The 22,863-nt window shown below is 60.7% G+C and carries 20 protein-coding genes, 5 pseudogenes and 1 other annotated feature; of the genes and pseudogenes, 19 read left to right on the top strand and 6 right to left on the bottom strand.

The genetic code is table 11. The annotated features are described in order from the left end of the window. Positions 1 to 81: 81 nt before the first annotated feature. On the bottom strand, positions 82 to 534 hold the full coding sequence (locus tag ACR9ZN_RS00940; protein ID WP_481271064.1) for a hypothetical protein: 453 nt from the start codon (positions 532 to 534) through the stop codon (positions 82 to 84). 543 nt (positions 535 to 1,077) lie between these two features. Here ACR9ZN_RS00940 and ACR9ZN_RS00945 point away from each other — a divergent pair. The 4 genes and pseudogenes from ACR9ZN_RS00945 to ACR9ZN_RS00960 all read left to right on the top strand — a co-directional run. Then, positions 1,078 to 1,769: pseudogene (locus tag ACR9ZN_RS00945) on the top strand (IS6 family transposase). Between the two features lie 99 nt (positions 1,770 to 1,868). Continuing rightward, a complete protein-coding gene (locus ACR9ZN_RS00950; protein WP_481271065.1) occupies positions 1,869 to 2,606 on the top strand; it encodes an aminotransferase class III-fold pyridoxal phosphate-dependent enzyme in 738 nt (245 codons plus the stop codon). Between the two features lie 107 nt (positions 2,607 to 2,713). Further along, positions 2,714 to 3,616: pseudogene (locus ACR9ZN_RS00955) on the top strand (phosphotransferase enzyme family protein). A gap of 483 nt (positions 3,617 to 4,099) precedes the next feature. Then, positions 4,100 to 4,352, top strand: a pseudogene (locus ACR9ZN_RS00960) (transposase); the annotation flags it as partial. Between the two features lie 615 nt (positions 4,353 to 4,967). Here ACR9ZN_RS00960 and ACR9ZN_RS00965 read toward each other — a convergent pair. Next, positions 4,968 to 6,106 (bottom strand): IS3 family transposase gene (locus ACR9ZN_RS00965; protein ID WP_481271927.1). Its coding sequence is split into 2 segments (ribosomal slippage): positions 4,968 to 5,816 and positions 5,819 to 6,106, totalling 1,137 coding nucleotides; the frame shifts between segments, so codons are not numbered across the junction. 289 nt (positions 6,107 to 6,395) lie between these two features. On the opposite strand from ACR9ZN_RS00965, the gene ACR9ZN_RS00970 reads away from it, so the two are divergent. The 8 genes from ACR9ZN_RS00970 (at position 6,396) to ACR9ZN_RS01005 (ending at position 14,555) form a co-directional block, all read left to right on the top strand. Beyond that, positions 6,396 to 7,283, top strand: coding sequence for an amino acid ABC transporter permease (locus ACR9ZN_RS00970; RefSeq protein ID WP_454818579.1), 888 nt, complete (start codon positions 6,396 to 6,398; stop codon positions 7,281 to 7,283). Further along, entirely contained in the window at positions 7,280 to 8,041 is a 762-nt protein-coding gene (locus ACR9ZN_RS00975; RefSeq protein ID WP_454818577.1) for an amino acid ABC transporter ATP-binding protein, read from the top strand. Before ACR9ZN_RS00970 ends, ACR9ZN_RS00975 begins: the two co-directional genes overlap by 4 nt. Before the next feature lie 26 nt (positions 8,042 to 8,067). Next, entirely contained in the window at positions 8,068 to 8,895 is an 828-nt protein-coding gene (locus ACR9ZN_RS00980; protein WP_481271066.1) for an ABC transporter substrate-binding protein, read from the top strand. Between the two features lie 185 nt (positions 8,896 to 9,080). Further along, positions 9,081 to 9,854 carry a polysaccharide deacetylase family protein gene (locus tag ACR9ZN_RS00985; RefSeq protein ID WP_481271067.1) on the top strand — a complete coding sequence of 258 codons (774 nt, stop codon included), beginning with the start codon at positions 9,081 to 9,083 and terminating at the stop codon, positions 9,852 to 9,854. 1 nt (position 9,855) lies between these two features. Further along, on the top strand, positions 9,856 to 10,764 hold the full coding sequence (locus ACR9ZN_RS00990) for a polysaccharide deacetylase family protein (protein ID WP_454818571.1): 909 nt from the start codon (positions 9,856 to 9,858) through the stop codon (positions 10,762 to 10,764). Next, entirely contained in the window at positions 10,757 to 12,157 is a 1,401-nt protein-coding gene (locus tag ACR9ZN_RS00995) for an MmgE/PrpD family protein (RefSeq protein WP_481271068.1), read from the top strand. Before ACR9ZN_RS00990 ends, ACR9ZN_RS00995 begins: the two co-directional genes overlap by 8 nt. Then, entirely contained in the window at positions 12,154 to 13,542 is a 1,389-nt protein-coding gene (argH, locus tag ACR9ZN_RS01000; RefSeq protein WP_481271069.1) for an argininosuccinate lyase, read from the top strand. Before ACR9ZN_RS00995 ends, argH begins: the two co-directional genes overlap by 4 nt. 104 nt (positions 13,543 to 13,646) lie before the next feature. Further along, positions 13,647 to 14,555, top strand: a complete 909-nt coding sequence (locus tag ACR9ZN_RS01005; RefSeq protein WP_481271070.1) for a LysR substrate-binding domain-containing protein — start codon at positions 13,647 to 13,649, stop codon at positions 14,553 to 14,555. A gap of 152 nt (positions 14,556 to 14,707) precedes the next feature. Here the strand turns inward: ACR9ZN_RS01005 and ACR9ZN_RS01010 are convergent. Further along, positions 14,708 to 15,936, bottom strand: a protein-coding gene (locus tag ACR9ZN_RS01010) for an IS3 family transposase (RefSeq protein WP_481271071.1) whose coding sequence is annotated in 2 segments (ribosomal slippage) — positions 14,708 to 15,648 and positions 15,648 to 15,936 — 1,230 coding nt in all. Because the reading frame shifts where the segments join, the coding sequence is not laid out codon by codon here. After that, positions 15,539 to 15,655 (bottom strand) — a sequence feature (AL1L pseudoknot). Its footprint overlaps the gene before it by 117 nt. 295 nt (positions 15,937 to 16,231) lie before the next feature. On the opposite strand from ACR9ZN_RS01010, the gene ACR9ZN_RS01015 reads away from it, so the two are divergent. Beyond that, positions 16,232 to 17,266, top strand: coding sequence for an alpha/beta fold hydrolase (locus ACR9ZN_RS01015; RefSeq protein ID WP_481271928.1), 1,035 nt, complete (start codon positions 16,232 to 16,234; stop codon positions 17,264 to 17,266). Positions 17,267 to 17,612: 346 nt separating this feature from the next. Continuing rightward, positions 17,613 to 17,767 (top strand): annotated as a pseudogene (locus ACR9ZN_RS01020) (transposase); the annotation flags it as partial. On the opposite strand, the pseudogene ACR9ZN_RS01025 reads toward ACR9ZN_RS01020, so the two are convergent. Continuing rightward, a pseudogene (locus tag ACR9ZN_RS01025) lies at positions 17,767 to 18,096 on the bottom strand (LysR family transcriptional regulator); the annotation flags it as partial. The pseudogenes ACR9ZN_RS01020 and ACR9ZN_RS01025 overlap by 1 nt on opposite strands. A gap of 227 nt (positions 18,097 to 18,323) precedes the next feature. Here ACR9ZN_RS01025 and ACR9ZN_RS01030 point away from each other — a divergent pair. The 5 genes from ACR9ZN_RS01030 (at position 18,324) to ACR9ZN_RS01050 (ending at position 21,725) form a co-directional block, all read left to right on the top strand. Beyond that, positions 18,324 to 19,058: an SDR family NAD(P)-dependent oxidoreductase gene (locus ACR9ZN_RS01030; protein WP_481271072.1), complete on the top strand. Its 735-nt coding sequence runs from the start codon at positions 18,324 to 18,326 to the stop codon at positions 19,056 to 19,058. Between the two features lie 49 nt (positions 19,059 to 19,107). Beyond that, positions 19,108 to 19,860, top strand: coding sequence for an SDR family NAD(P)-dependent oxidoreductase (locus ACR9ZN_RS01035; RefSeq protein WP_481271073.1), 753 nt, complete (start codon positions 19,108 to 19,110; stop codon positions 19,858 to 19,860). 32 nt (positions 19,861 to 19,892) lie between these two features. Further along, positions 19,893 to 20,495 (top strand): NADPH-dependent F420 reductase, encoded by a 603-nt coding sequence (locus ACR9ZN_RS01040; protein WP_481271074.1) that lies wholly within the window; start codon positions 19,893 to 19,895, stop codon positions 20,493 to 20,495. Between the two features lie 81 nt (positions 20,496 to 20,576). Beyond that, a complete protein-coding gene (locus ACR9ZN_RS01045; RefSeq protein WP_481271075.1) occupies positions 20,577 to 20,990 on the top strand; it encodes a nuclear transport factor 2 family protein in 414 nt (137 codons plus the stop codon). 102 nt (positions 20,991 to 21,092) lie between these two features. Beyond that, positions 21,093 to 21,725 (top strand): class I SAM-dependent methyltransferase, encoded by a 633-nt coding sequence (locus tag ACR9ZN_RS01050; protein ID WP_481271076.1) that lies wholly within the window; start codon positions 21,093 to 21,095, stop codon positions 21,723 to 21,725. A gap of 225 nt (positions 21,726 to 21,950) precedes the next feature. Here the strand turns inward: ACR9ZN_RS01050 and ACR9ZN_RS01055 are convergent, their stop codons facing one another. Then, positions 21,951 to 22,442 (bottom strand): SRPBCC family protein, encoded by a 492-nt coding sequence (locus ACR9ZN_RS01055; RefSeq protein WP_481271077.1) that lies wholly within the window; start codon positions 22,440 to 22,442, stop codon positions 21,951 to 21,953. Further along, entirely contained in the window at positions 22,426 to 22,782 is a 357-nt protein-coding gene (locus ACR9ZN_RS01060) for an ArsR/SmtB family transcription factor (RefSeq protein ID WP_481271078.1), read from the bottom strand. The genes ACR9ZN_RS01055 and ACR9ZN_RS01060 overlap by 17 nt, the downstream gene beginning before the upstream one ends. Positions 22,783 to 22,863 lie beyond the last annotated feature (81 nt).

The following is a 22,863-nucleotide window of genomic DNA, read 5'->3' on the forward strand; positions in this document are numbered from 1 at the left end:
ATTATTGGTCGTCAAGCTTCGTCGGCGACGTGCAGATCTGCAAAATCAGTTATTCACAGTCACGATATCGATGAACCCAACTTATATGGGCGGCTCCTCTAGCCAGTAATGCGGCCTATGAACTTTTTCCGCAAAAGCTTTGAAAGCCCTGGCGGGGCAGCTTTGCTCGTCGGCTTGATCTGTCGTGGACGCATCGCCTTTATTCAGGCCGGCCTCAGCATTAGGCACCGCACGCCCGTTGATGGACAATACCCGCTCAACCACGCGCCCGTCGCCATCTACGCGGATCATCGCGACGATTTCGCAGGTTTCGTTATGCGAGCAATGTCTCTGAGCGCTCGCCTTGGCCGGGATGTCAGCCTCAAGAAGGCAGATCGACCGTCTATCCTTTTCCACGGCCGAGCCAGCCATACCAGATCCAGAACTAAAAACACCGGTATAGACGAAACGCTTAAGCTGGGGGGCGGCCGAAGCGGTGCCAATAGAACACAACCAGAATCCAAACAGGTAGGCGATAAAATGAAGTCGTAGCATCGATTCTCCCTACGGAAGCCTAATTTTCTTACCTGGGCATGACAAGACATATATTTCTCAAAATCCTTGGATTTTGCAATATCGCATGGTGCCCGTCTAAATGACGGATCGTGGTGTTTGGGGGACACTTCGTGATCGTGCGCGGCGGCGCCGTGCAGATCCGAGCGCGGATCGAGTTCGAGATATTCCAGTCGCAGATCGTGCGCCCTAAGCGCGGCCGCGCTTGAAAGGATTGAACTGCTGGGGCCTGGACGGCAATTTGCCAAAATGGGCTGAGTTGCTTGGCATGATGTTTTGTTCCCAGAGCGCTCTTTCGAGGTTGCCGGTGGGCGCGCCGCCCCTGGGCAAAGGCCGCGAATCCTTGCTCGGATCGGGTCGCAGCTGTTTCGATCGGGTCGCATCTATTTCGAGAAGTGACACAGGTGCACGTGGTGACCTGTTGGTTGGGTTGCAGGCTTTCTGGAAACCTTCTGATGCCATGAGGCCAACTCCCTTTTCGGAGCGTGTTTCACGTTCAAAGGCCGCCATCTCGATTGCTCTGGGATCCTGCTATGCGTGCGGTGGTATCCTGCCTATGGCTTGAGCTTGCGGGATCTGAAGGAGATGATGGCCGAGCGCGGCATCAGCGTCGACCATTCAACAATCCAGCGCTGGGTCGTTCATTTTTCGCCTGCGTTGCTGCGCCGGTTCAACCATCGGAAACGTCAGGTCGGAAGCAAGTGGCACATGGACGACCCGAGGGGCAGCGCGGAGCAGCAAGACCTATATCAAGCTCCGCAGTCAGTGGATGTACCTTTGCCGCGCCATCGACAGCGTCGGCGACGCCGTTGAATTCTGGTTCAGTCGGCACCGTGATCTGCTGGCGGCAAAGCGCTTTCTGCGCAAGGCGCTTGCAGCGCCATGGTCGACCCGATCGTATCGTCATCGACGGGAGCCAGGCCAACCGGGAAGCGATTATCTCTTGCGATGCCGAGAGCCGTTTGCAGGGTCGATCTCACCGAGCATTGAAGGGGATCCGCATCCACAAGAGCCAATATATGAACAACAGGATTGAACAGGATCATCGTCGCATCAAACGCCGAGTACGCCCTATGTTGGGCTTCAAGTCATTCTTCTTAGTCGCCGTCACATCGGCCGGCATCGCGATGGTTCACATGATGCGCAAGCGCCAGGGTCGTTTCGCATTCAACCCTGCCTCCTCTCTCAAGGAACAGTTCGAGGCCATTGCCACCTAAATCCGTCCGATGGAGCGCTGTCTTTCACATTCCCAGAAATTTGCAACGCAACCAGACCGCGCCATCTCGAAGGAGATTCGAAGGACGTCGTGCGCGACTATGCCGACCGCGTGGGAGAGGCGGCACGCTCGCTGCAAGCCGCAGGCCGCAGGCTACAAGCCGGCGGCGATCCTGTTCGACACGATCTTTTCGACTGAGGGCCTGCCGCTTCTGCCGAAAGATTATCTTGAACAAGCTGTCGCTCACGTCCGCGCGGTTGGCGGCTTGTTCATCGCCGATGAAGTTCAACCTGGCCTCGGCCGTATGGGCGATCACATGTGGGGGTATCAGGCTTTTGATATCGTTCCCGACTTCGTTACCATGGGCAAGTCGCTCGGAAACGGCCATCCGTTAGCGGCACTGGTCACTAGACCAGACTATGTCGATGCCTTCGCCGCCAAAGCGCTCTATTTCAACACCTTTGCGGGCAATCCCCTGTCTTCCGCCGTCGGCACAGCCATGCTCGAGGTCATTGAAGACGAGGATCTGACGGGCAACGCGCGCCGGGTGGGAGCCTATCTACAGCAACGCCTTGAGCTGCTGGCGCAGCGCCATGACCTTGTCGGCAGCGTGAGGAGTAGGGGGCCGTTCTTCGGCCTGGAGTTCCTGACTACGAGCAAAGGCCCCGCGGTGGCTGAATCCAAACGCCTCATCAATCTCATGCGCGATCGTGACGTTCTGATCAGCAAGGTCGGTTCGCACGATAACATCCTGAAGATGCGTCCGCCGCTGCAGTTCTCGATCGAGAATGCCGATCTGCTGCTTTCAACACTCGACGACGCCATCGCAAAGATTTGAGGCTGACAATGACCGAAACCGTTACGCACGTTCTCGACGAGCAACTCGCAACCATGAACAAAGCGGCCGAAACAGCCCTTTTCAGCTGGATCGGTAGATTCTAGCACATGACGCTAGTCAAGTATCGCGAAAACGCGGTTTACACAGTGTGCAACGATGCCGGACAGCGTTTCGCCCTGCGTGTTCACCGCCCAGGGTACCACTCGGACGCGGAATTGCGTTCGGAACTGCAGTGGATGTCCGCTCTTGCAGAAAACGGTATCCCCGTTCCAGGCATTATCCCGGCACGCGACGGCTCTCTCTTCGTCAAGGTCGAATTGCCGGGGGCGCCGGTCATGCAGGTGGATATGCTTGAATAGCTCAGCGGCCGACCGGTCGGCAGCATCGAAGATATCGCTTCCTGTGCGACGGAAGATCTTTGCGGCTACTACGTCAAGGCGGGCGCGTTCGCAGCGCGCCTTCACAATTTTAGCGAAACCTGGCAGATGCCCGACGGTTTCGCACGTCATGCGTGGGATACACAGGGATTGATCGGTCAAGGCCCCTTTTGGGGGCGGTTCCGGGAGCTTCCGGCGCTGATCGGCCATCGCGATCTCATCGACACTGCCTGTCGCAAGGCAGAAGCGGAGCTGGCGGTGATAGGTCGCTCGATGAAAGTCTACGGCCTGGTCCATGCGGACTTCGTTCCTGAGAATCTCCTGCACGCGGACGGCGCGCTCATGCTGATCGATTTCGACGATGCCGGCTTCGGCTGGCATATGTTCGAACTGGCAACGGCTCTCTATTTTTATCTGGACACGCCCGGCTATGACGCAGTCTCCAGCGCCTTAGTCGCAGGCTATCGCTCTGCCCACCCCCTTACTGACGCGCAATTGCCGCTCTTCCTCCTGCTTCGCAGCATCACCTATCTCAGCTGGGTACACACGCGTAGGGAAACCCAAACCGCTCAGGAACTGACGCCGATGTTCGTTGAGCGGACAGTGGATCTCGCCCGCCGCTATTTGATGTGACGTGCGGCTGGGCTTTCATGGGTGGTTCCGCTCTGATGGGCTCAGGACTGATGCCGCGAGCCGAGCACGGTAGACGGCGGGGCCTTGGCGGCGGTGACAAGAAGGCCGGCTGTGGTTGGCGTCGACCTTCGGCTGCCGGAATGCCCATCATTCGTGATGCTTGGTTGATGGAGACAAACCTGGGTCAAGACACGCTTGAGCCGCAAAGAGATGTCTTTCAACGGGCCTTGTCATGTTAATTGGGAGATTGCGAGGGTCCGTGAAGATGGAGTGGCATGAGCCTGCCCGTCAGTTACAAGCGCCGCTGATTCGTGACCATTTGCTGGACCGCCGGAGGGTAGAGTTTCCGGCTTCCAATCACGGCGGTGAGCTGGGTATTCCGTGGGGATTTTGCAGGAGGATTGGCGGCTGGTTGCCAATGGCACCGTGTGGCCGATCCTCGTTGCTGCAACTGCCGCCGAAGCGCGCAAGCCATCGATTGACGTGAGCGAGGTGCTGAACGCTTTGCGGCATCTGGCCCGTTCCGGCGGAGGTTGGAGTATGTTGCCCAAGGACCCCCCAACCCTGGCAGACAGTCTATTGGTGGGTTCGCCGCTTGGTGCGCCGCCTGCTGTTCCGCACGATCCACGACGTGGCCTTGATGCTCGGCCGGGAGCGGGAGGCGCGCGAGAAGAGCCCCTCGGCGGCAGTGGTCGACAGCCAGTCAGTCAAGGCGCCTTCGGCACCGTCCGATGGCGGCCGCCATACCGGTCGGTTTCGGACAGCTCAATAAGTGAAGCATATTTCCGTCGAAAGGGGGATGTAGTGCGTAGGCAAATCCGGTGTTGATAGGGGTAGTCCATAGCTGCGAACAAGATCGTTAGACCGCCCTGCGTAGGTCATCGCTCGCCGCCGCACGATGACCCCAAGTTTGTGCTTCAACCGGGTCTGCGATGGTCTGACAACAGGTGAGTGTACAGGCGAAGCGACCGACGGGAGAGGTGTGCCGCCACATTCGATATTCGAATACGAAGATGCTAGGCTGCAGTACGAAATAATCCTCTATGATCATCGGAAAGCAGGATTTCTAGTACGCCACAGTGCGCCTGCAATGATCGCGAGTAATGATTAAATCCTGCCCTCGCAACCAGTTTTATCATAAATCAATAACCGTCCTGATCTGACCGACCTGGGCGGTTTTTGCGTTTGAGACCCCAAACGTCATTGTCGCTGGACAAGTGGTTTGCGCAACGACGATCTCCGCGTGAGACCCTGCTGCTGACCCGCCTGTGTCGCGGCTTCGACGCGTTCAGAGCTGGCTCGGTTTGTTTGAACAGTTTCCGAGGGGTCTATAAGTGGATTTCAGCCCTGATTATGCCGCCGCCTCGATTGGCATTGGCGGGTTGAAGTAGGCCTGATCTGGTGTCTGTCCGTCAAGCGACGAATGCGGTCTGACGGTATTGTAAAAATTCAAGAATTTGCCGATCGATGCGCGGGCTTCGGCGACACTGGCATAGGCCTTGAGGTAGACCTCGTCATATTTGACTGTACGCCAGAGCCGTTCGACGAAGATGTTATCTCGCCAAGCCCCTTTTCCATCCATGCTGATCTGGATTTTGTTGTTGATCAGCAGACCGGTGAACTCGTTGCTGGTGAACTGCGAGCCTTGGTCGGTGTTAAAAATGTCCGGCCTGCCGCAGCGAGCAAGTGCTTCCTCGACCGCCTCCAGGCAGAAGGCCGTGTCCATGGTGATCGATACCTGCCAAGACAAAACCCGGCGGGTAAACCAGTCCACGACCGCCGCAAGATAGACGAAGCCGCGCGCCATCGGCACATATGTTATGTCCATTGCCCAGATTTGGTTGGGTCGGATGACCGGCAGCTTGCGCAGGAGATAGGGATAAATTTTGTGCCCCGGCGCCTGCTTTGACGTGTTGGGCCGGCGATAGATCGCCTCGATCCCCATTCGCTTCATCAACGTCCGAACATGGAGCCGGCCAACGCAGTGGCCTTCGCCCTTGAGAAGTCCTTGCAGCATCCGGCTGCCGGCGAACGGATAGTTGAGGTGCAGTTCATCAATGCGCCGCATCAGCGTCAGAGCGCCGGAGGATACGGAGCGAGGTAGGTAATAAACGCTGCCCCGGCTGATCCCGAGCGCCTTGGCCTGGCGGGTGACAGGCAGGTCATGGCTCTTGTCGATCATCGTTTTGCGCTCGCTGACGGGCCGATCTTGCCGAGCGCCTGTTCTAAAAAATCGTTCTCCAGCGTCAGCTCTCCAATTTTGGCATGCAAACGCTTCACATCGATCACCGGCGCGGCCTCGACCTTCGTGTCGCCAGAAAACAATCCAGCGGCCCCTTCCAGAAGTTGTGCGCGCCACGTCGTGATCTGGTTCGGATGCACGTCAAACTGCTGAGCCAATTCCGACAGCGTCTTCTCGCCCTTGATCGCTGCAAGGGCCACTTTCGCCTTGAAAGCCCCTGCATGGTTCCGTCGGATCCGCCTCGTCATCATCGCTCCCGTTGCCGGCATCCAATGCCGCCTTCAGGCTGACTTTCCACTTATACCAACTGTGCAGATTCTCCGAGCCAGCTCTTTCCCCTGATAGTACGATCGCGACGATTAAACAGAAGTACGTACACATTTGCCGTGAACGGCATATAATTTATGCAACTCACGCATTAATTCCATGTCCATAACTCGTTTGTATTGCGACATCCGCTCGGCGTAATCTCCTTCTGAAACTAAAATAAAGTCAGCGTCCACAATAAGCTGGCGAACACCAGAATGGGGATTGTGCATGAATGGTGCGCCCTTGCAGGGTGGCGATCGGCTGACGATCGTCAAGCCGAGGAAGTATGGTACAACTCTACTTGCATTTCTTTGTATCTTGACGCTTGTTTTTATCGGGAATGCATTCAGAACTGGCGATATTGCTTGGTCTTATGTCGCAGAATATCTGTTCTCCCCGCCCGTCTTGCTTGGCGTGGTGGGGACGATCGTCATGACCTTCTGCGCCATGGCGCTTGGCGTTACGCTCGGCATCGCCGCCGCGATGATGCGCATGTCCGACAATAAAGTGCTGCAGGCCATTGCCGGCGGCTATGTCTGGCTTTTCCGTGGAACGCCGACCCTTCTGCAACTGCTCCTGTGGTTCAATCTCGCTCTGATCTTTCCCACCATCAGCTTCTTCGGCCTCTACAGCGTAGATACGGTCGATGTGATGACGCCGTTCGTGGCGGCGCTGCTCGGACTCGGCATCCAGCAAGGTGCCTATACGGCTGAAGTGGTGCGAGCCGGTCTGCTTTCCGTCGACCGCGGTCAGACGGAAGCGGCTCTTTCGATCGGCATGACAAAGTTGCGTGCCATGGTGGGCATCGTGTTGCCGCAGGCCATGCGCGTGATCGTGCCGCCTATCGGCAACGAGACCATCGGTATGGTGAAGTTAACGTCGCTGGCAAGTGTCATCCAATATTCCGAGGTGCTGCGCAGCGTGGAAGATGTTTACTACGCCAACTCACGGGTAATCGAACTGCTGATCGTTGCCACCATCTGGTACATGGTCGTCGTCACCATACTCAGCGGCATCCAGATCTATATCGAGCGCTATTTCTCGCGCGGCTGGGGTCGTCGCAATCAGACAAAGGGGCCGATGCCGAACCTGCCGACGGAAGAGGTGGCGAAATGACCCCGGTGATCTCCGTCAAAGGTGTTCAGAAATCCTTCGGTCAATTCCAGGTCCTCAAGGACATCGACTTCGAGATCGCAAAGGGCGAGGTCGTGTGTGTGATCGGCCCCTCCGGTTCCGGCAAGAGCACGTTCCTGCGCTGCATCAACCAGCTCGAAAGCGTCGACGACGGCGTCATCGTCGTCAATGGCGAGATTGCCGGCTACAGCCGCAAGGATGACAAGCTTTATCCGCTCGGCGACCGGGCCATTGCGCGCCAGCGCCAGGCCGTCGGCATGGTGTTCCAGCGCTTCCATTTGTTCCCCAACAAGACCGTCCTTGAGAATATCACCGAAGGTCCGATCAAGGTGCAGAAGCGCAATGCCGAAGCCTGCCGCGAGGAGGCGCACGCGTTGTTGCGGCGTGTCGGCCTGGCCGAGAAGGCTGGGTCCTATCCCTCGGAACTCTCCGGAGGCCAACAACAGCGCGTGGCGATCGCGCGCGCGCTCGCCATGAAGCCGGAGGCGATGCTGTTCGACGAGCCAACCTCGGCGCTTGATCCCGAGCTGGTGGGCGAGGTGCTCGGGGTCATGAAGGAACTGGCCAAGTCCGGCACCACCATGATCGTGGTCACCCATGAGATCGGCTTCTGCCGTGAAGTCGCCGACCGCGTGCTGTTCATGGATCGGGGCACCATCGTGGCCTGCGGCACGCCGACCGAGATCCTGGAAAACCCGCAGAATCCCCGCGTGAAGACCTTTGTTTCCGCGGTTCTATGACAACAAACATGAAAGAGGAGAACATAATGAAGGGTTTGTCGCTCATGGCAGTGGTTGCGGCGATGCTCGCCGCGACCAGCGCTTTCGCGGACAATAAGCTCAACCTGAAGACCGAGGGCGAGCTGCGTGTCCTGATCAACCCAATCTATCCGCCGATGGAATTCGTGAACCAGAAGAGCGGTGTGCAGGATGGTTTCGACGTCGACCTGGCCAATGCCATCGGCAAGAAGCTCGGTCTGGAGGTCATCTTCATCAGCTCAGCCTTTGCGGAGTTGCAGAGCGGCCTGCAGACCGGGCGGGGTGATGTGATCATTTCCGGCATGAGCGACAATCCAAAGCGCCAGGAAGTCATGGATTTCGTGGATTACATCACCAGCGGCCCGATTTTCTTCACCACCAAGGCCAATGCCGACAAGTATAAGGTCAATACGGATCTGTGCGGCAAGAGGATCGCCGGGAGCCGGACCGGCACCTTTCCCGACAATGTGAAGGCCTGGAGCGAGACGAACTGTGTCGGCAAGGGCAAGCCGGCCGTTCAGTTCGAGGGCACGGCCGACTCTAACGCGGCTCGTCTTGGCATGCGTCAGGGCCGTTACGATGCGGTTGTTCAGGGCGTCGAGACCATCGCCTATCAGATGAGCGTGGAGCCCGACACCTATGTCATGGTCGGAGAGCCGATCCTTACCAATGACGTCTTCGGCATGGGCTTCAAGAAATCGAACACGGCCCTGCGCGACGCCGTCGCTCAGACTCTGGACGGACTGATCAAGGATGGCACTTATGCCGACCTTCTGAAGAAATGGGGCCTAAACCACAATGCCGTGGAGAAGGCCGTCATCAATGGCGTGAAATAGCGACCGGGCAGGCGGCCGGCGGCCCTGGTAAAATGCCACAGGGCCCCCGCCGTTTGGCGCCGCTCGACGGTCATATTCAAATGTCGAACTCCCTTTCCGATAGCGGTAAGCGCCCCTCCTGGCCTTGCGGCAAACGATCTGCCGTTGCCTTAGCCTTCGATGTAGACGGACCGACGGGCGATGCCATGCTCGACGGCAGCCTGCGCGATAATCTTCGCTATTTCACCGAAGGCGCCTATGGCCCCTGGCGGGCAGTACCGCGCCTGCTGGGGCTGCTTGAAGACTATAGCCTCGCCGCCACGTTCTTCATTCCCACCTGGGTGGTCGAGCATTGGCCGGCGCGATGCGAAGCGATCCTGCGCGCAGGGCATGAAATCGCCTATCACGGCCATCGTCACGAGGTCTTTATCGACTGCACGCTCGACCAGCAGCTCGAGATCATGCATCGCTCCGCGACCGTGTTCAAAGAGAGGCTCGGCACTGTGCCCGTCGGTTTTCGCACGCCGTCGGGCGACTGGAGCCCGCAGACTGCTGCTCTTCTGCGCGATTTCGGCGTCGTGTATTCGAGCTCGATGCGAGGAGACGACCGTCCCTATTTCCATCCTTCGCCGGACGGCAAGCCGGGGCTCGTCGAGATTCCCGCACGATGGGACATCGACGACTATACGGCGCTTGCCTATTTCGAGGATCCGGATTTTCCCGCGGGTCTCGATCGCATCTCCGACTTTCGTGTGGTCGAGCGCAATTGGCGCGCCGAATTCGAGGGTTTTCACCGCGACGGTTTGTGCTGGACCACGATTTTCCATCCCAAGGTATCCGCAAAGCCCGGCCGCTTGACCATTTTGCGTGGCCTGTTCGAGGCGATCCGGGCCCATGACGACGTCTGGATCGCCCGCTGCCATGAGGTCGCGCAGTGGTGGCTCGATCAGCATGGCTTTTCCGCCCAAGCGATTGCATGACATGAACATTTCAGAAGATGACGATAGTTCGAGATGCTTTCCGTGGCCGGCTGGCAAATCCTGCGCCGTCGTGGTGACCGTATTGTTTGACGATGGCCTGGATGCCATCGCCCGGGCTCCCGATCTGGAAGCCCGAAGCAAGAGCTTCTCGGTGTGGGAGTATGGCGCCAGGCGCGGCGTCGATCGCTTCCTGGGACTCTTCGATGAACTGGCGCTGCGAACCAGCTGGTTCGTTCCGGGGGTGGTGGCCCAGAAACATGCCGGGTTGATGCGGCAGGTCGCCCACGGACATGAGGTCGCCTGTCGCGGCGTGGCCTTCGAAGATTTCGGACAGCTTTCGGCGCAAGAGCAGGCGAAAATCCTGCTTCGTTCCCGCGCCATCATCGAAGACATTACCAGCCGCCAGGCCGACGGCTTTCGTCTGCCGCAAGGCAGGTGGCCGCGGCATTTCGACCGGTGCCTGGTCGATGCAGGCTTCAAATGGTCGGCATCGCTGAACGGCGACGATCTGCCCTATCTGCACCGTTCCTCGCTGGTCGAGATCCCCGTACATGTAGAGCTGGAGGATCGCCCGTATTTCCAGTTCAATTTCACGCCGCCCTTCCCGAAGGGCCTTGGTCGCATCGCCTCCTATGACGGCGTCCTGCACAATTGGATCACCGAGTTCGATGCCTATCGGCGCCATGGCCTGTGCTACGTCCTGCAGATACGTCCCGAAATGCTGGGCACACCTGGCCGCATCTTCATTCTCGAAGACCTGCTGCGTCACGTGCGTTGCCATGATGATGTGTGGCTGACGACGGCAGGAGAACTCGCGGCCTGGGTGGTGGGGCAGGCATCGCTGCCGTCTCCGGAACATCCGCTGGAAGTCTTCGAGGTTTATTGGAAGGAAGGGGCCAGCGATGAGTGAATCCTTGGCCACGGATCTGGCACGCAAGATCGGGGAGGTTCGGTTTTCGGATTTTCCCGCTGCCACCATCCACAAGGCAAAACTCCATATCCTCGACACGCTCGGTGCTGCCTTGGCGGGGTCGGCTTCGCTGGAAACACGTGCGGTGATCGAAGCCTTCGGCCTGACGCGGGACACCGGCGGCACTCCGGTGTGGGGAACCAGCCTCATGCTGGACGGCCGGACTGCGAGCTTTCTCAACGGCGTGTCGGCCCATGCTTTCGAGCTCGACGACAGCGGCGGATGCGATCATTCCGGTGCGGTCGTTCTCCCCGCGGTTCTCGCCGCCTTGAGCGATGTTCCAGCGCCCGTCGATGGCGCCCGTTTCCTGCAGAGCGTTCTGATCGGCTACGAAATCGGACGTCGCGTGCTGGAAGCCTCGGGTGGCTATGAGGCCCATAACGGCCTGGGCTGGCATTCGACTGGCACTTGCGGTGTATTCGGGGCCGCCGCGGCGGCCGGCATGCTCCTCGGCCTCGATACGCCGCAGTTGACCTCGGCCCTCGGCTTGGCCTGTTCCTACGCCGGAGGAACCTGGGCCTTCATTCGGGACGGCAGCCAGGCCAAGAAGCTCCACGCTGGACGCGCGGCCGAAGGTGGTTTGATCGCGGCAAGGCTTGCCGCCGCTTCGTTGACCGGCCCAGCTGCAATCTTCGACGCGCAATGCTGGGGAGGTTTCTTTCCGACGCTCGCACGCCACATCAGCGATACCAGCCTACTGGTCTCGGATTTCGGCCAGAATTGGCGCTTGAACCGCTGCTCGATCAAACCCTACGCCACCTGCCGCGGCACGCATTCGGCCATCGACGCCATCGGGCTCGTTCTCGGTCGGGACGGACTTGCGCCGGAAGACATCGCGGCGATCCACGTGCGTATGAGCGCTTTTCAGATCGGCATGTGCGGCGGGAAATCGATATCCACTCGGGCCGATGCCCAAATGAGCTTGCCATATGCCCTGGCAGCCGCGCTCGAATATGGGCAGGTGACATTGGCCGAACTCGAGGAGAAGGCCCGCACGCATCCCAACATCGCGCACTGGTTGTCGCTCACGCAGGTCGAAGCCGACCCAGCCATGAGTGATGATGCCGAGCCCGTGATCGTCGTCACCACCGGAAACGGCCGCCGCTTCGTCGAGATGATAGCCGAACCGTTGGGCAGCCCGGCAAACCCGATGCCCGATGAGGCAGTGATCGCCAAGTTCACCGGCCTGGCAACCAGCGTCGTCGGGCTCGAACGCAGCGGCACAATCCGGGACTTCGTTCTGAATCTGGAGCGTCAGCCGACCGTTCATTGCCTGACCGCTTTGCTCCAGCATCCGTCCTCCGCAATTCCACTGTCAGGAACAAAGGCATGATGACGCCCACCGATAAGACCTGGTCTCCTCTGTTCAAGGAGCCGGTATCCGCCGACTTCCGCGATTTCCACGAATGCCTGGATCAGGACAAGCGTATTGCCCTGCACGATGTGGCTGGATCGCAGGTCCATGCCAACATGCTCGCGCGTGCCGGGATCATCTCGCCGGCGGACAACGAGGTCATCCAGAGCGGGCTTGCGGCGATCGCGCAGGAGATGCGTGCAGGCACCTTCGCATGGAAGAAGGAACTGGAAGACGTTCACATGAACGTCGAGCAGCGCCTGACGGAGCTCGTCGGCGATGCAGGCAAGAGGCTCCATACCGCCCGCTCGCGCAACGACCAGAATGCTACCGATATCCGCCTTTATGCCCGTGACGAACTCGACGCGCTCGTCGGCGAGATCAAGGTCCTCATCGCGTCCTTCGTCGATCTTGCCGAGCGGCATGCTGCGACCATCATGCCGGGCTTCACCCATTTGCAGGTCGCGCAACCCATCACCTTCGGCCATCATCTGATGGCCTATGCCGAAATGTTCCTGCGCGATCTCGAGCGCGTCGGCCAGGCTCGCAACAGGCTCAACGTCTCGCCGCTGGGGGCGGCTGCCCTGGCCGGCAGCGGCTATCCCATCGATCCCGAATACAGCGCCCAGGCTCTCGGCTTTGCTGGCGTGTGCCGCAATTCGCTGGATGCGGTATCCGATCGCGACTACATCTGCGATATCGCCAATGCTGGCGCCCTGATCATGGTTCACCTCTCCCGCTTTTGCGAGGAAGTGATCATGTGGTGCACGCCGATGTTCGATTTCGTTGAGGTCGGCGACCAGTTCTGCACCGGCTCGTCCATCATGCCTCAGAAGCGCAATCCCGATCTTGCCGAATTGGTTCGGGGCAAGGCGGCACGCGTGATCGGAAATCTGAGCTTTGCCGTGACGCTCAACAAGAACCTGCCGCTCGCCTTCAACAAGGACCAGCAGGAATGCAAGCCACCGCTCACCGATACGCTGGAGACGACGCGCGGCGCCGTGTCCGTGGTCGCGAAGATGATACGCAGCATCAAGGTACATGAGGACAAGATGCTCGCTGCCGCGGACATGGGCTATTCGACTGCAACCGACCTTGCGGACTATCTGGTTCGCGCCGGCCTGCCGTTCCGCGATGCTCACCATGCAGTGGCGGCCATTGTCGGACTGGCCCGGGAGAAGAGGCTTGGAACCTTGTCGGAACTCTCTCTGGACGACATGCGTCGCTTTGCGCCTGTGACTGGCGACGATGTCTATCAGGTCTTGACCGTGGAAGGTTCGGTCGCCAGCCGCAACCATACCGGCGCAACGGCGCCCGGACAGGTCCGCCGCCAGATCGCATTGGTCCGCGCAATGCTGGCCTGATTATAGATCCAGCTTCAAGTCTGGAACCTGCGCTCTTTTGAAGAGCGCAGGCTTTGCCTATGGTCGAGGATTACCGACAGGGACTTTGAGCCAACGGGGGTAAATTGGAGCACAAGATCGACGCCAATCGCCTGCCGCCCCTGCAGACGCTTCAAACCTTCGCCGTGGTCGCGGCAACTGGCAGCTTTACACTGGCGGCAGAGCAACTGAATCTGAGCCAAAGTGCGATCAGCCGGCAGATTCAGCAATTGGAACACTATTTCGGCTGCAGCTTGTTCGAGCGACATACGCGGAAGGTCGTCGTATCAGCGCAGGGACAGGCGTTGCTGCCCATAGTCGAAAGCATGATCCTGTCATTCAAGAACTCCTTCGAAGCCTTGCGGGCCCAGTCACGGACATTGACGGTGCGCATGACCCCAACCTTTGCGCGCAGGTGGCTGCTTCCACGCCTCCCACTCCTCAAGCAGGCGCATCCGGACTTGAGTATCAACATCGACACGGCCTGGTTCATCCGACCGACCTTCGGTCTTGGCGATGTGGACATGCTGATAACCTATGGCAACGGCACATCTCCGGGAATGGATGTTATTCCTCTGTTGGAGGAACGCCTGACGCCGATGTGTGCTCCCGGCCTGGCCGCCGCTCTCGGGTCACCCGCCGATTTGCACAACCTGTCTCAGTTCACCTTATTGCATTCGAATGTGCGCCACAGCGATTGGGTGCTCTGGTTGCGGGCGGAGGAGCAATACAATTTCAAGGCCTTCAGCCACCAGGTTTTTGATACCCATGATTTTGCCCTTACTGCCGCCGCCGCTGGCTTGGGCGTCGTCACCGGAGATCTGGGCATGGCAGTAGAGGATCTCAGGCGTGGCGATCTGGTGACTCCATTCGATCGGGTCGTGTCGAGCGGCTTTGGCTACTTTGCATTCTATCCGGCCCAGGAGGATGCCAGAAGGAAGGTTGCGGACTTCGCCGACTGGCTGCGTAAAGCCTGCGCCAGCTTCCAGGATTAGAGGCGGCTCTGTCGCGGTGGCAATGTGAAGTCACGACAAAACTAGGTAGCCGCAGATCAAACCGCCAAACTCTCACGTTACTCCGCCAACGATGGGGCCGATCGGGCCCAGGGTGAACCGTCCCGGGTTCGCCGGAGGCCGTTTGGTTTGAGTCAGGCTGCGATGGCTGGGTCATCCAGCGTCGCGTAGTAGCGTTCTTCGGCTTCGGCCGGCGGGATGTTGCCGATAGGTTCCAGCAGGCGGCGGTTGTTGAACCAGTCGACCCAGGTCAGCGTCGCGAACTCCACAGCCTCGAAGCTTCGCCATGGTCCGCGCCGATGGATGAGCTCTGCTTTGTAGAGGCCGTTGATCGTCTCGGCGAGAGCGTTGTCGTAGCTGTCGCCCACACTAGCGACGGAGGGCTCGATACCGGCCTCGGCGAGGCGCTCGGTGTATCGAATGCTGACGTATTGAGAACCTCTGTCGGAATGATGCACGAGGCCACTCCGGTGCACAGGTCGGCGCTCGTGCACAGCCTGCTCCAACGCGTCGAGCACGAAGCTCACATGGGCTGTCCGCGACACCCTCCAACCGACGATCCGCCGAGCATAGGCATCGATCACGAAGGCGACGTAGACGAAGCCCGACCAGGTCGAGACGTAGGGGAAGTCCGAGACCCAGAGCCGGTTTGGCGCCGGTGCATGGAAGACCAGGTTGACATGGTCCAGAGGGCACGGTGCGGCCTTGTCCTGGGTGATCGTGCGGATCGGCTTGCCACGAATGGCACCTTGCAGGCCGAGGTCGGCCATCAGGCGTTCGACCGTGCAGCGGGCAACGTCGAACCCCTCGCGCAACATCTGCCGCCAGACCTTGCGCGCGCCATAGACCTCGAAGTTCTCACCGAACACACGCTCGATCTGCGGCTTCAGCTCCAGGTCCCGCTTCGCCCGAGCCGACAGCTTCCCCGGATCGATCCGTTTGGCGACATACTCACGATAGGTTGACGGGGCGATCGGCAGCACCTTGCAGATCGGCTCGACCCCATAGGCCCTGCGGTGATCGTCGATGAAAGCGATCATGACCGGTGTCGGCGGTCGATCTCCGCCTGGGCAAAATACGCCGACGCCTTGCGCAGGATCTCGTTCGCCTGCGGCAGCTCCCGGTTCTCGCGTTCGACAGCCTTTAGCTTGGCCGCCACGTCCGTCGTCAGCCCAGGTTTGCGGCCGCTCTCGACCTCGGCCTTCTTCACCCACTCGTTCAGCGTCTGCGCCGTGCAGCCGATTTTGGCCGAGATCGACATGATCGCCGCCCAACGGGACGGATGCTCGGCCTCATGATCCAGTACGATCCGCACCGCGCGGGCACGCACCTCAGGCGAGAACTTGTTCGTTGTCTTGCTCATACGGGCTCCACCTTCTCAGGAGTTGGAGCCCTCGGCAAACCCGGCGCGGTTCATTTCGCCAGCGTGGCGACGCCGGCGAGCTGGTCGACGTCGCCACGCTGCATTGTCCACGGCCAGCGCTGTTGAGCCGCCCACCGGCCCGAAGACATCACATATCGAAGGGCCGGCGGGTTTAGCTGTGGGCAATGCCCGGTATGGCCATCATAGGGCCGTTACTGACTGCGATTAGCAGTCGCGAAACAACAAACACAGATCGCGCCCGCGATTACTTTGGCGGATCGGAAAGAGAGCATTGGTGCGGCGGATTGGTCGCGGGCGCGTTGCCCGTCGTATTGGCGTCGGCGCGCTTTTGGCGGCCACAGTGCTGCTGGCCTCTGGCGCAGCGTATGAAGCTATCGCACGCCGGGATGCCGCCACGGCGTTCCCGCCGCCCGGCAAGCTGGCCGACATTGGCGGCCGCCGTATCCACATCGATTGCAGGGGCGACGGCTCGCCGATCGTCATCTTGGAGGCTGGCGCGGACACGAGCGGATCAACGCTCTGGTATCCCGTGATGCAAGCCGTCTCGCAGACTACCCGCATTTGTTCCTATGATCGCGCAGGCCTCATGTGGAGCGACCCCGGCCCGCTTCCGCGCGATGGCGAGGCCATCGTCGCCGATCTGCAAAAGGCACTGGCCGCAACGAATGAGCACGGCCCTTATGTCATGGTTGGCGCGTCTCTCGGCGGTCCTCTCGCCATGCTCTACACCAAGCACCACCCGGCCGACGTTGCCGGCGTCGTGCTTGTCGATAGCGCGCACCCCGACCAGATCGCACGGCTTGAAGACGCCTCCGGCGTTGTGGACGAGCCGGCCCCCTTCCTGTTTCGGGCAATCGCGAACGTTGCATGGACGGGCCTGCCCCGGTTGCTCTTGCCTGCACCTGAACTGCCAGAGCTACCCGACCGCGTAGCGGCCGAGGTCGCCGCCTATCAATCGCCGTCGCTGCGCGCCGCGCTTGACGAGGCCGTAGCGATGCCGGCGATCCTCCAGCAGGCCGGCACCTTTCGCGATCTAGGGAGCCGGCCGCTAGCCGTCCTTTCCCACGCCAAGCAGTGGCAGGATTACAGTGCCGACCAGCAGGCCGTCGCCGGCATGGGCCGGGAGCAATTTGAACGCCATGAGGCCGCGTGGGCGAAGATGCAGGACGAGCAAACCGCGTGGTCGCGCGACAGCACTCACCAGACCTTGCGCGATTCAAGCCACGTCGTGCAGTTGGAGCGGCCCGACGCAGTAATCGCTGCAATTGCCGAAGTCGTCGCGAAAGTGCGACAGGCACGGCGCGAATGAGCGCACTCTTTATATATGTATGCGCGGTTTATGCCTGCCGTTTGGCCGCGAACTTGTAGAACGTGCTGCGGCTGATTTTCAGTGCCTTGCAAATCCCGGCCGGCGTCTTGTCCGTTTTCGACAAGGCTTGAATCGCCTGCACGGTTTCGTCAGGCACACCCGGCCGACCGCCCACGCGTCCCCTAGGTTCCCGACCTGTTGACGGACGTACAGGCCTGGACCGGGTTTGCTGGTCATTTCACGCACGTGCGCCCGGGCGAGGGGCCCCCGAAGTGTGCCGGTGACCTGCTCCCCTGAAAAGTCCTCGCTTTGAGGTTAGCCTGCTCTCTGACAGAGCAGACGGGCCATGAAACGATCGAGGTTCTCGGACGAACACCTCATCGGCATCCTGAAGGAGCATCAGGCGGGATTGTCCGCGCCTGAGCTGTGTCGCAAGCAGGGCATCTCGGATGCGACGTTTTACACTTGTATGGCGCTATGGAGGTGTCGGAGGGCCGGCGGTCCGGCATGAGCAGGTGTGTCGCGAGGGTCGGTGCCAGTGTCACCCGCAGAAGCCCGCGCACGCTCTGGTCGCGCCCGAAGACGCGCGTCTCCAGCTCCTGCGACGACGCTTCCATCTGGATGGCGAGCTCGAGGACCTCCTCGCCCGCAGCCGTCAGGCGGTAGCCCGAAGGCAGCTTTTCGAACATCTGCGCCCCGAGGCGTTCCTCGAGCTGGGCGATGCGTCGCAGCACGGTCGCGTGGTTCACTCCAAGGCGCCCGGCGACGGCCCGCACTGAGCCGCCGCGCGCAGCGGCAAGAAAGTGGCGAACGTCATCCCAGTCGATCATGGTGCATTCCCGCGCCGCCAGCTGCGCCTTCCGAAGCCCACTCTAACAAGCTGAGCTGTAGTGCACGCGAACGCCGCGGCGTTCAATCGGCTGACTGGATCGTTTTTGCACCACCGATGTGCGCGATTCCGCACTCACCGCCAGTCTCCAGCGAACCCATGTTGAGGCTCTCGGGGGACCTCCCCGTACAGCCAAAGACCCGAGACGGCGAACGAGGACTGCACGACATGACAAGATTAAATGGAAAGACCGCCGTCATTACGGGCGGCGCCACCGGTATCGGCCTCGCCGCAGCAAGACGCTTCATCGAGGAGGGCGCCTTTGTCTTCATATTCGGCCGCCGGCAGCAAGCGCTCGACGAGGCTGTGGCCGAGCTTGGGTCCAATGCCCGGGCGGTGAAGGGCTCGGTCTCGAAGGAGGACGACCTCGACCGCCTCTACGCGGCGGTGAAGGCCGAGCGCGGAAGCCTCGATATCGTCTTCGCCAATGCCGGGGCGGGAAGCCCGCTTGAGCTCGGCCAGATCACCGCCGAGCACATTGACGAAACCTTCGACACCAATGTGAAGGGTACGATCTTCACGGTCCAGAAGGCGTTGCCGCTGTTGGGCCCGGGCGGTTCGATCATCCTGACCGGATCGAGCGCCGGCACCACGGGCGCTCCGGGATTCACTGCCTATAGCGCGAGCAAGGCGGCGGTGCGCAACCTCGCGCGGACCTGGGCGGAAGACCTGAAGGGCACCGGCATCCGCGTAAACGTGCTGTCGCCCGGGGCGACGGCGACCGAACTCGCGAAGGAGGCGTTGGGCGAGGAGGGCCAGAAGGCCTACGGCGCGATGACTCCGCTCCAGCGCATGGCCGATCCAGCGGAGATCGGGGCCGTGGCTGCCTTTCTCGCATCGTCGGACAGCAGCTTCATGACCGCCAGCGAGGTCGCCGTCGACGGCGGCCTGGCGCAACTCTGACCCCTGTGTGGTGCCATGCCTGGCCCACGCACAACGAAGGACAAACATCATGAAAAAACTTGAAGGTAAGGTCGCAGTCATCACGGGCGGAAGCAGCGGGATCGGATTGGCCACGGCCAGGCGCTTCGTGGAAGAAGGCGCACACGTCGTGATCACCGGGCGACGCGAGAAAGAGCTGAAGGAGGCCGCTGCCGTCATCAAGGAAAACGTTACGACGGTCGTCGGCGACGTGTCGCGCCTGGACGATCTGGACCGGCTCTATGCCGTCGTGAAGGAGAAACATGGTCAGATCGATATTCTATTTGCAAACGCGGGCGCCGGAACAATCGCTCCGCTCGCGGCGGCGACTGAGGCTCATTTTGACCAGACCTTCGACGTGAACGTGAAGGGGCTGTTCTTTACGGTGCAGAAGGCCCTTCCCCTCTTCCGGGACGGCGGTTCAATTATCCTGACCTCTTCGGTTTCGAACGTGATGGGGTTGCCCGGGTTCAGCGCTTACGCCGCGAGCAAGGCGGCTGTGCGCAACTTCGCGCGCGCTTGGACACTGGAGCTGAAGGATCGCAAGATCCGGGTGAACACGATGAGCCCGGGACCGATCGAGACTCCCGCCCTGGCGACAACGACGGGCCTTACCCCTGAGCAAGCCGAGCAAGCGGTCGCCCAATTTGCCTCGCAGGTCCCCATGGGTCGCAGGGGCCAGCCAGAGGAAGTCGCGGCTGCCGTCACGTTCCTTGCCTCCGATGACAGTTCTTACATCACCGGCGTGGATCTCGCCGTCGACGGAGGGCTGGCGCAAGTCTGACCCCCGACATCAGACGCGATCGGAGAGACATCATGACCTATGCAATCATCGGCTTCGGCAATATCGGCCAGGCCCTGGCCAGGGCATTTGCCCGAAGTGGGATCGACGTATCCGTCGCAACCACGCGCGACCCAGAGAGCTTTGCATGCGCCGCGGCCGCGATCGGACCCGGTGTCACTCCCAAAAGGCTGGCGGACGCAGTCAAGGCGGACATCATCTTTTTGGCTGTCCGTTTCGAGTCCCATCCGGATGTCGCGAAGGCGCTCCCAACGTGGCAGGGGAAGACCATCGTCGACGTGACCAACGCCTACGGCGTGCCTCCTGATGAACTGGGAGGACAGCCTTCTTCCGGGTTCGTTGCCCAGGCCTTCTCCGGGGCAAGGCTGGTCAAGGGCTTCAACCATCTGATCGCTGCCACCCTCGATCAGGATCCGGCCGTGCATGGCGGCAGGCGGGTCGTGTTCCTGGCGAGCGACGATGACGCTGCCGCAGCGGAGATTGCTGCGCTCGCGGAAAATCTTGGTTTCTCGCCGATCAAACTTGGCGGGCTGTCGGAAGGTGGGCTGCTCGTCCAGGCACGCGGGAATGGCTGGGGCCCTCTGATCTTTAAGGACCTGGTCAAGTTCGACGGATGAACACGACGTGCCAACCGGCAGGGCCACGATGCACGGGGCGGATCGAGCGCGGTCCGATCCAAGCGAAATGGAGAAATTCCCATGAGCATTGAGAAGAACATCCAGACCGTGAGGGACTTCTTCGCCGCAATCGGCCGCGGCGACAGGGAGGCTCTGCTGACGCTGGTCGCCGAAGACATCGAGTGGATCATTCCGGGCGAGCACTGGCCGCTGGCGGGAACGCGCCACGGACACGCCGGGCTGGCGGATTTGCTTGAGACGGCATCCAAGTCGATAGAAACATCCACGGAACCCCGGGAGTTCGTAGCGCAAGGAGACCGGGTCTTCGTTGTCGGCTTCGCGAGGGGAAAGATAAAAGCTACGAACAAGACGTTCGAGGACGACTGGATCTTCGCCATCACGGTTCGGGACGGCAGGCTGACCAACATCCGGGAATATGTCGACACGCAAGCACTGGCCCGGGCCTCGCGGATGGACGCGTCTGGGCCTGCGTAGCGCTGGCCGTCCGCAGCCATCAACTCGGGGCAGACGGTGGATCACCCGTGGATTGCCCGCCGCCGCCCACCCATCAAATACCTAACCGTAAGGGAGATTCCGATGTACGACCAATCGAAGCTATCCGAACTGACCCGGTTCGCCCGCATCGATGCGGGTTCCACCGTCATCGACGTTTACCCGGGCGACGGCGACTGGACGCGCCTGTTCTCCGGGGTCGTGGGACCCCAAGGTCGGGTCTACAGCTTCGTGCCGGCCGAAGTCGCCCACTTCAAGAACGATCCGGTCGGCCGCATGCGGACGCTCGCGAAGGAGCCGGGCCGAGAGAACGTCGAAGCCGTATCGGCGGACCTCGTGGCAATGCCGGAGGTCACCCCGCCCGCGAATGTCCTGTGGCTGCACCTGTTCTACCACGATCTCCACACCGCTCTCATCCAGGCCAGAGGCGCGACCGCATCCGACTTCAATCGGGCCGTCTACGAGCGGCTTAAGCCGGGTGGGTACTACGTCATCGTCGACCACGCCGCCGCAGCGGGGACGGGTACGAGCAACACCCAAGCGCTGCATCGGATCGACCCTGCGTCCGTCCGCAAGGAGGTGGAGGCGGCCGGCTTCGTATTGGACGCGCAAAGCTCCATCCTCGCGAACAAGGACGACTCGCACTCGATCAAGGTTTTCGATCCCTCGATCAAAGGCGAGACTGATCGCTTCGCCTTTCGATTTTTGAAGATCTGACTCTGACCAAATCCCCTACGACGAGGTCGGCTCTCTTGTGGGAGGCGGCGTTAACAAGCGCGATGACCGAATGTGGGTCGATTTCGGAACGACAGCTGACCGCAAAAGTTGGTTGAAACCGGATCGTCCGCTGTCGACCCCGCATTCGAGTGTCCGGAACGCGCCCCGTCTCAGCCATTCGACGCGTTGGTCGTAACCCCTGAAAGCCGCTGCGCGATTAGTCGCCTAAGCTTTTGCTCGCCCGTCCAGCCACGCAGCGAGGCCGTCCAGCGTCTGCAGTCCGTATTCCACCGCGCCGAAGCCGATGACCACCTGACGCCGTTCGCGGCTGGGGTGGAGCTGGCGCATGGTCAGCACCGTCTTGCCATCGGCCTGTTCGTCGAAGGTCACCGTGACGCGAAAACGATTAGGGTCGTCCGGGTCGGGCGTGCCATGGTCCATCACGATCCGCTCGTTCGGCACGATTTCCAGGAAACGCATGAGGTTGGGGAAGCGCTGCTCCTTGCCCTCGAACATGCCAACCATATCGAAACGCCAGAACCCGCCCTCGCGGATATCGGCTTTGTGGTTCTCGATATTGAGGGCGGTCGGGCCGAACCATTGGGCGAGTGCCTTGGGATCCATCCAAGCGGCAAAGACCTTGGCGCGCGGGTAGTTCAGTAGCTTGACCAGCACGATCTCGCGATCAAGCGACCAAGTCTCAAACTGGCTTGCCATGTCCTTCCTCGTCCTCTTCCGTCTTGTCCAGATAGACTTCCAGTCGGTCCAGCCGTTCGGCCCAGCGCTGGCGCTCCGCTTCCATCCAGTTCGCCGCCTCGTCGAAGCGCGGCCGCACCAGCCGGCACCAGCGGCTGCGCCCGCGCTTTTCGCTGGCGATCAGCCCGCAATCTTCCAACACCCTGAGATGCTGGGCGAACGAGGGCAGCGCCATGTCGAACGGCTCGGCCAGGACGCTGACCGGCACCTCACCCTCGGCAAGCCGCGACACCACCGCGCGGCGGGTCGGATCGCTGAGAGCATGAAAGGCAAGGTCGAGGGGGGTCGAATGATAGGGCATGTGCATCCGTAAAATGGTCGCGGGCACCGGTCAATGACAAAAAGGCACTTGCCTTAGTGTCTCTGTTCGAACATAAAGGTA

Source organism: Labrys sp. HAY1-8F, from assembly GCF_056754975.1.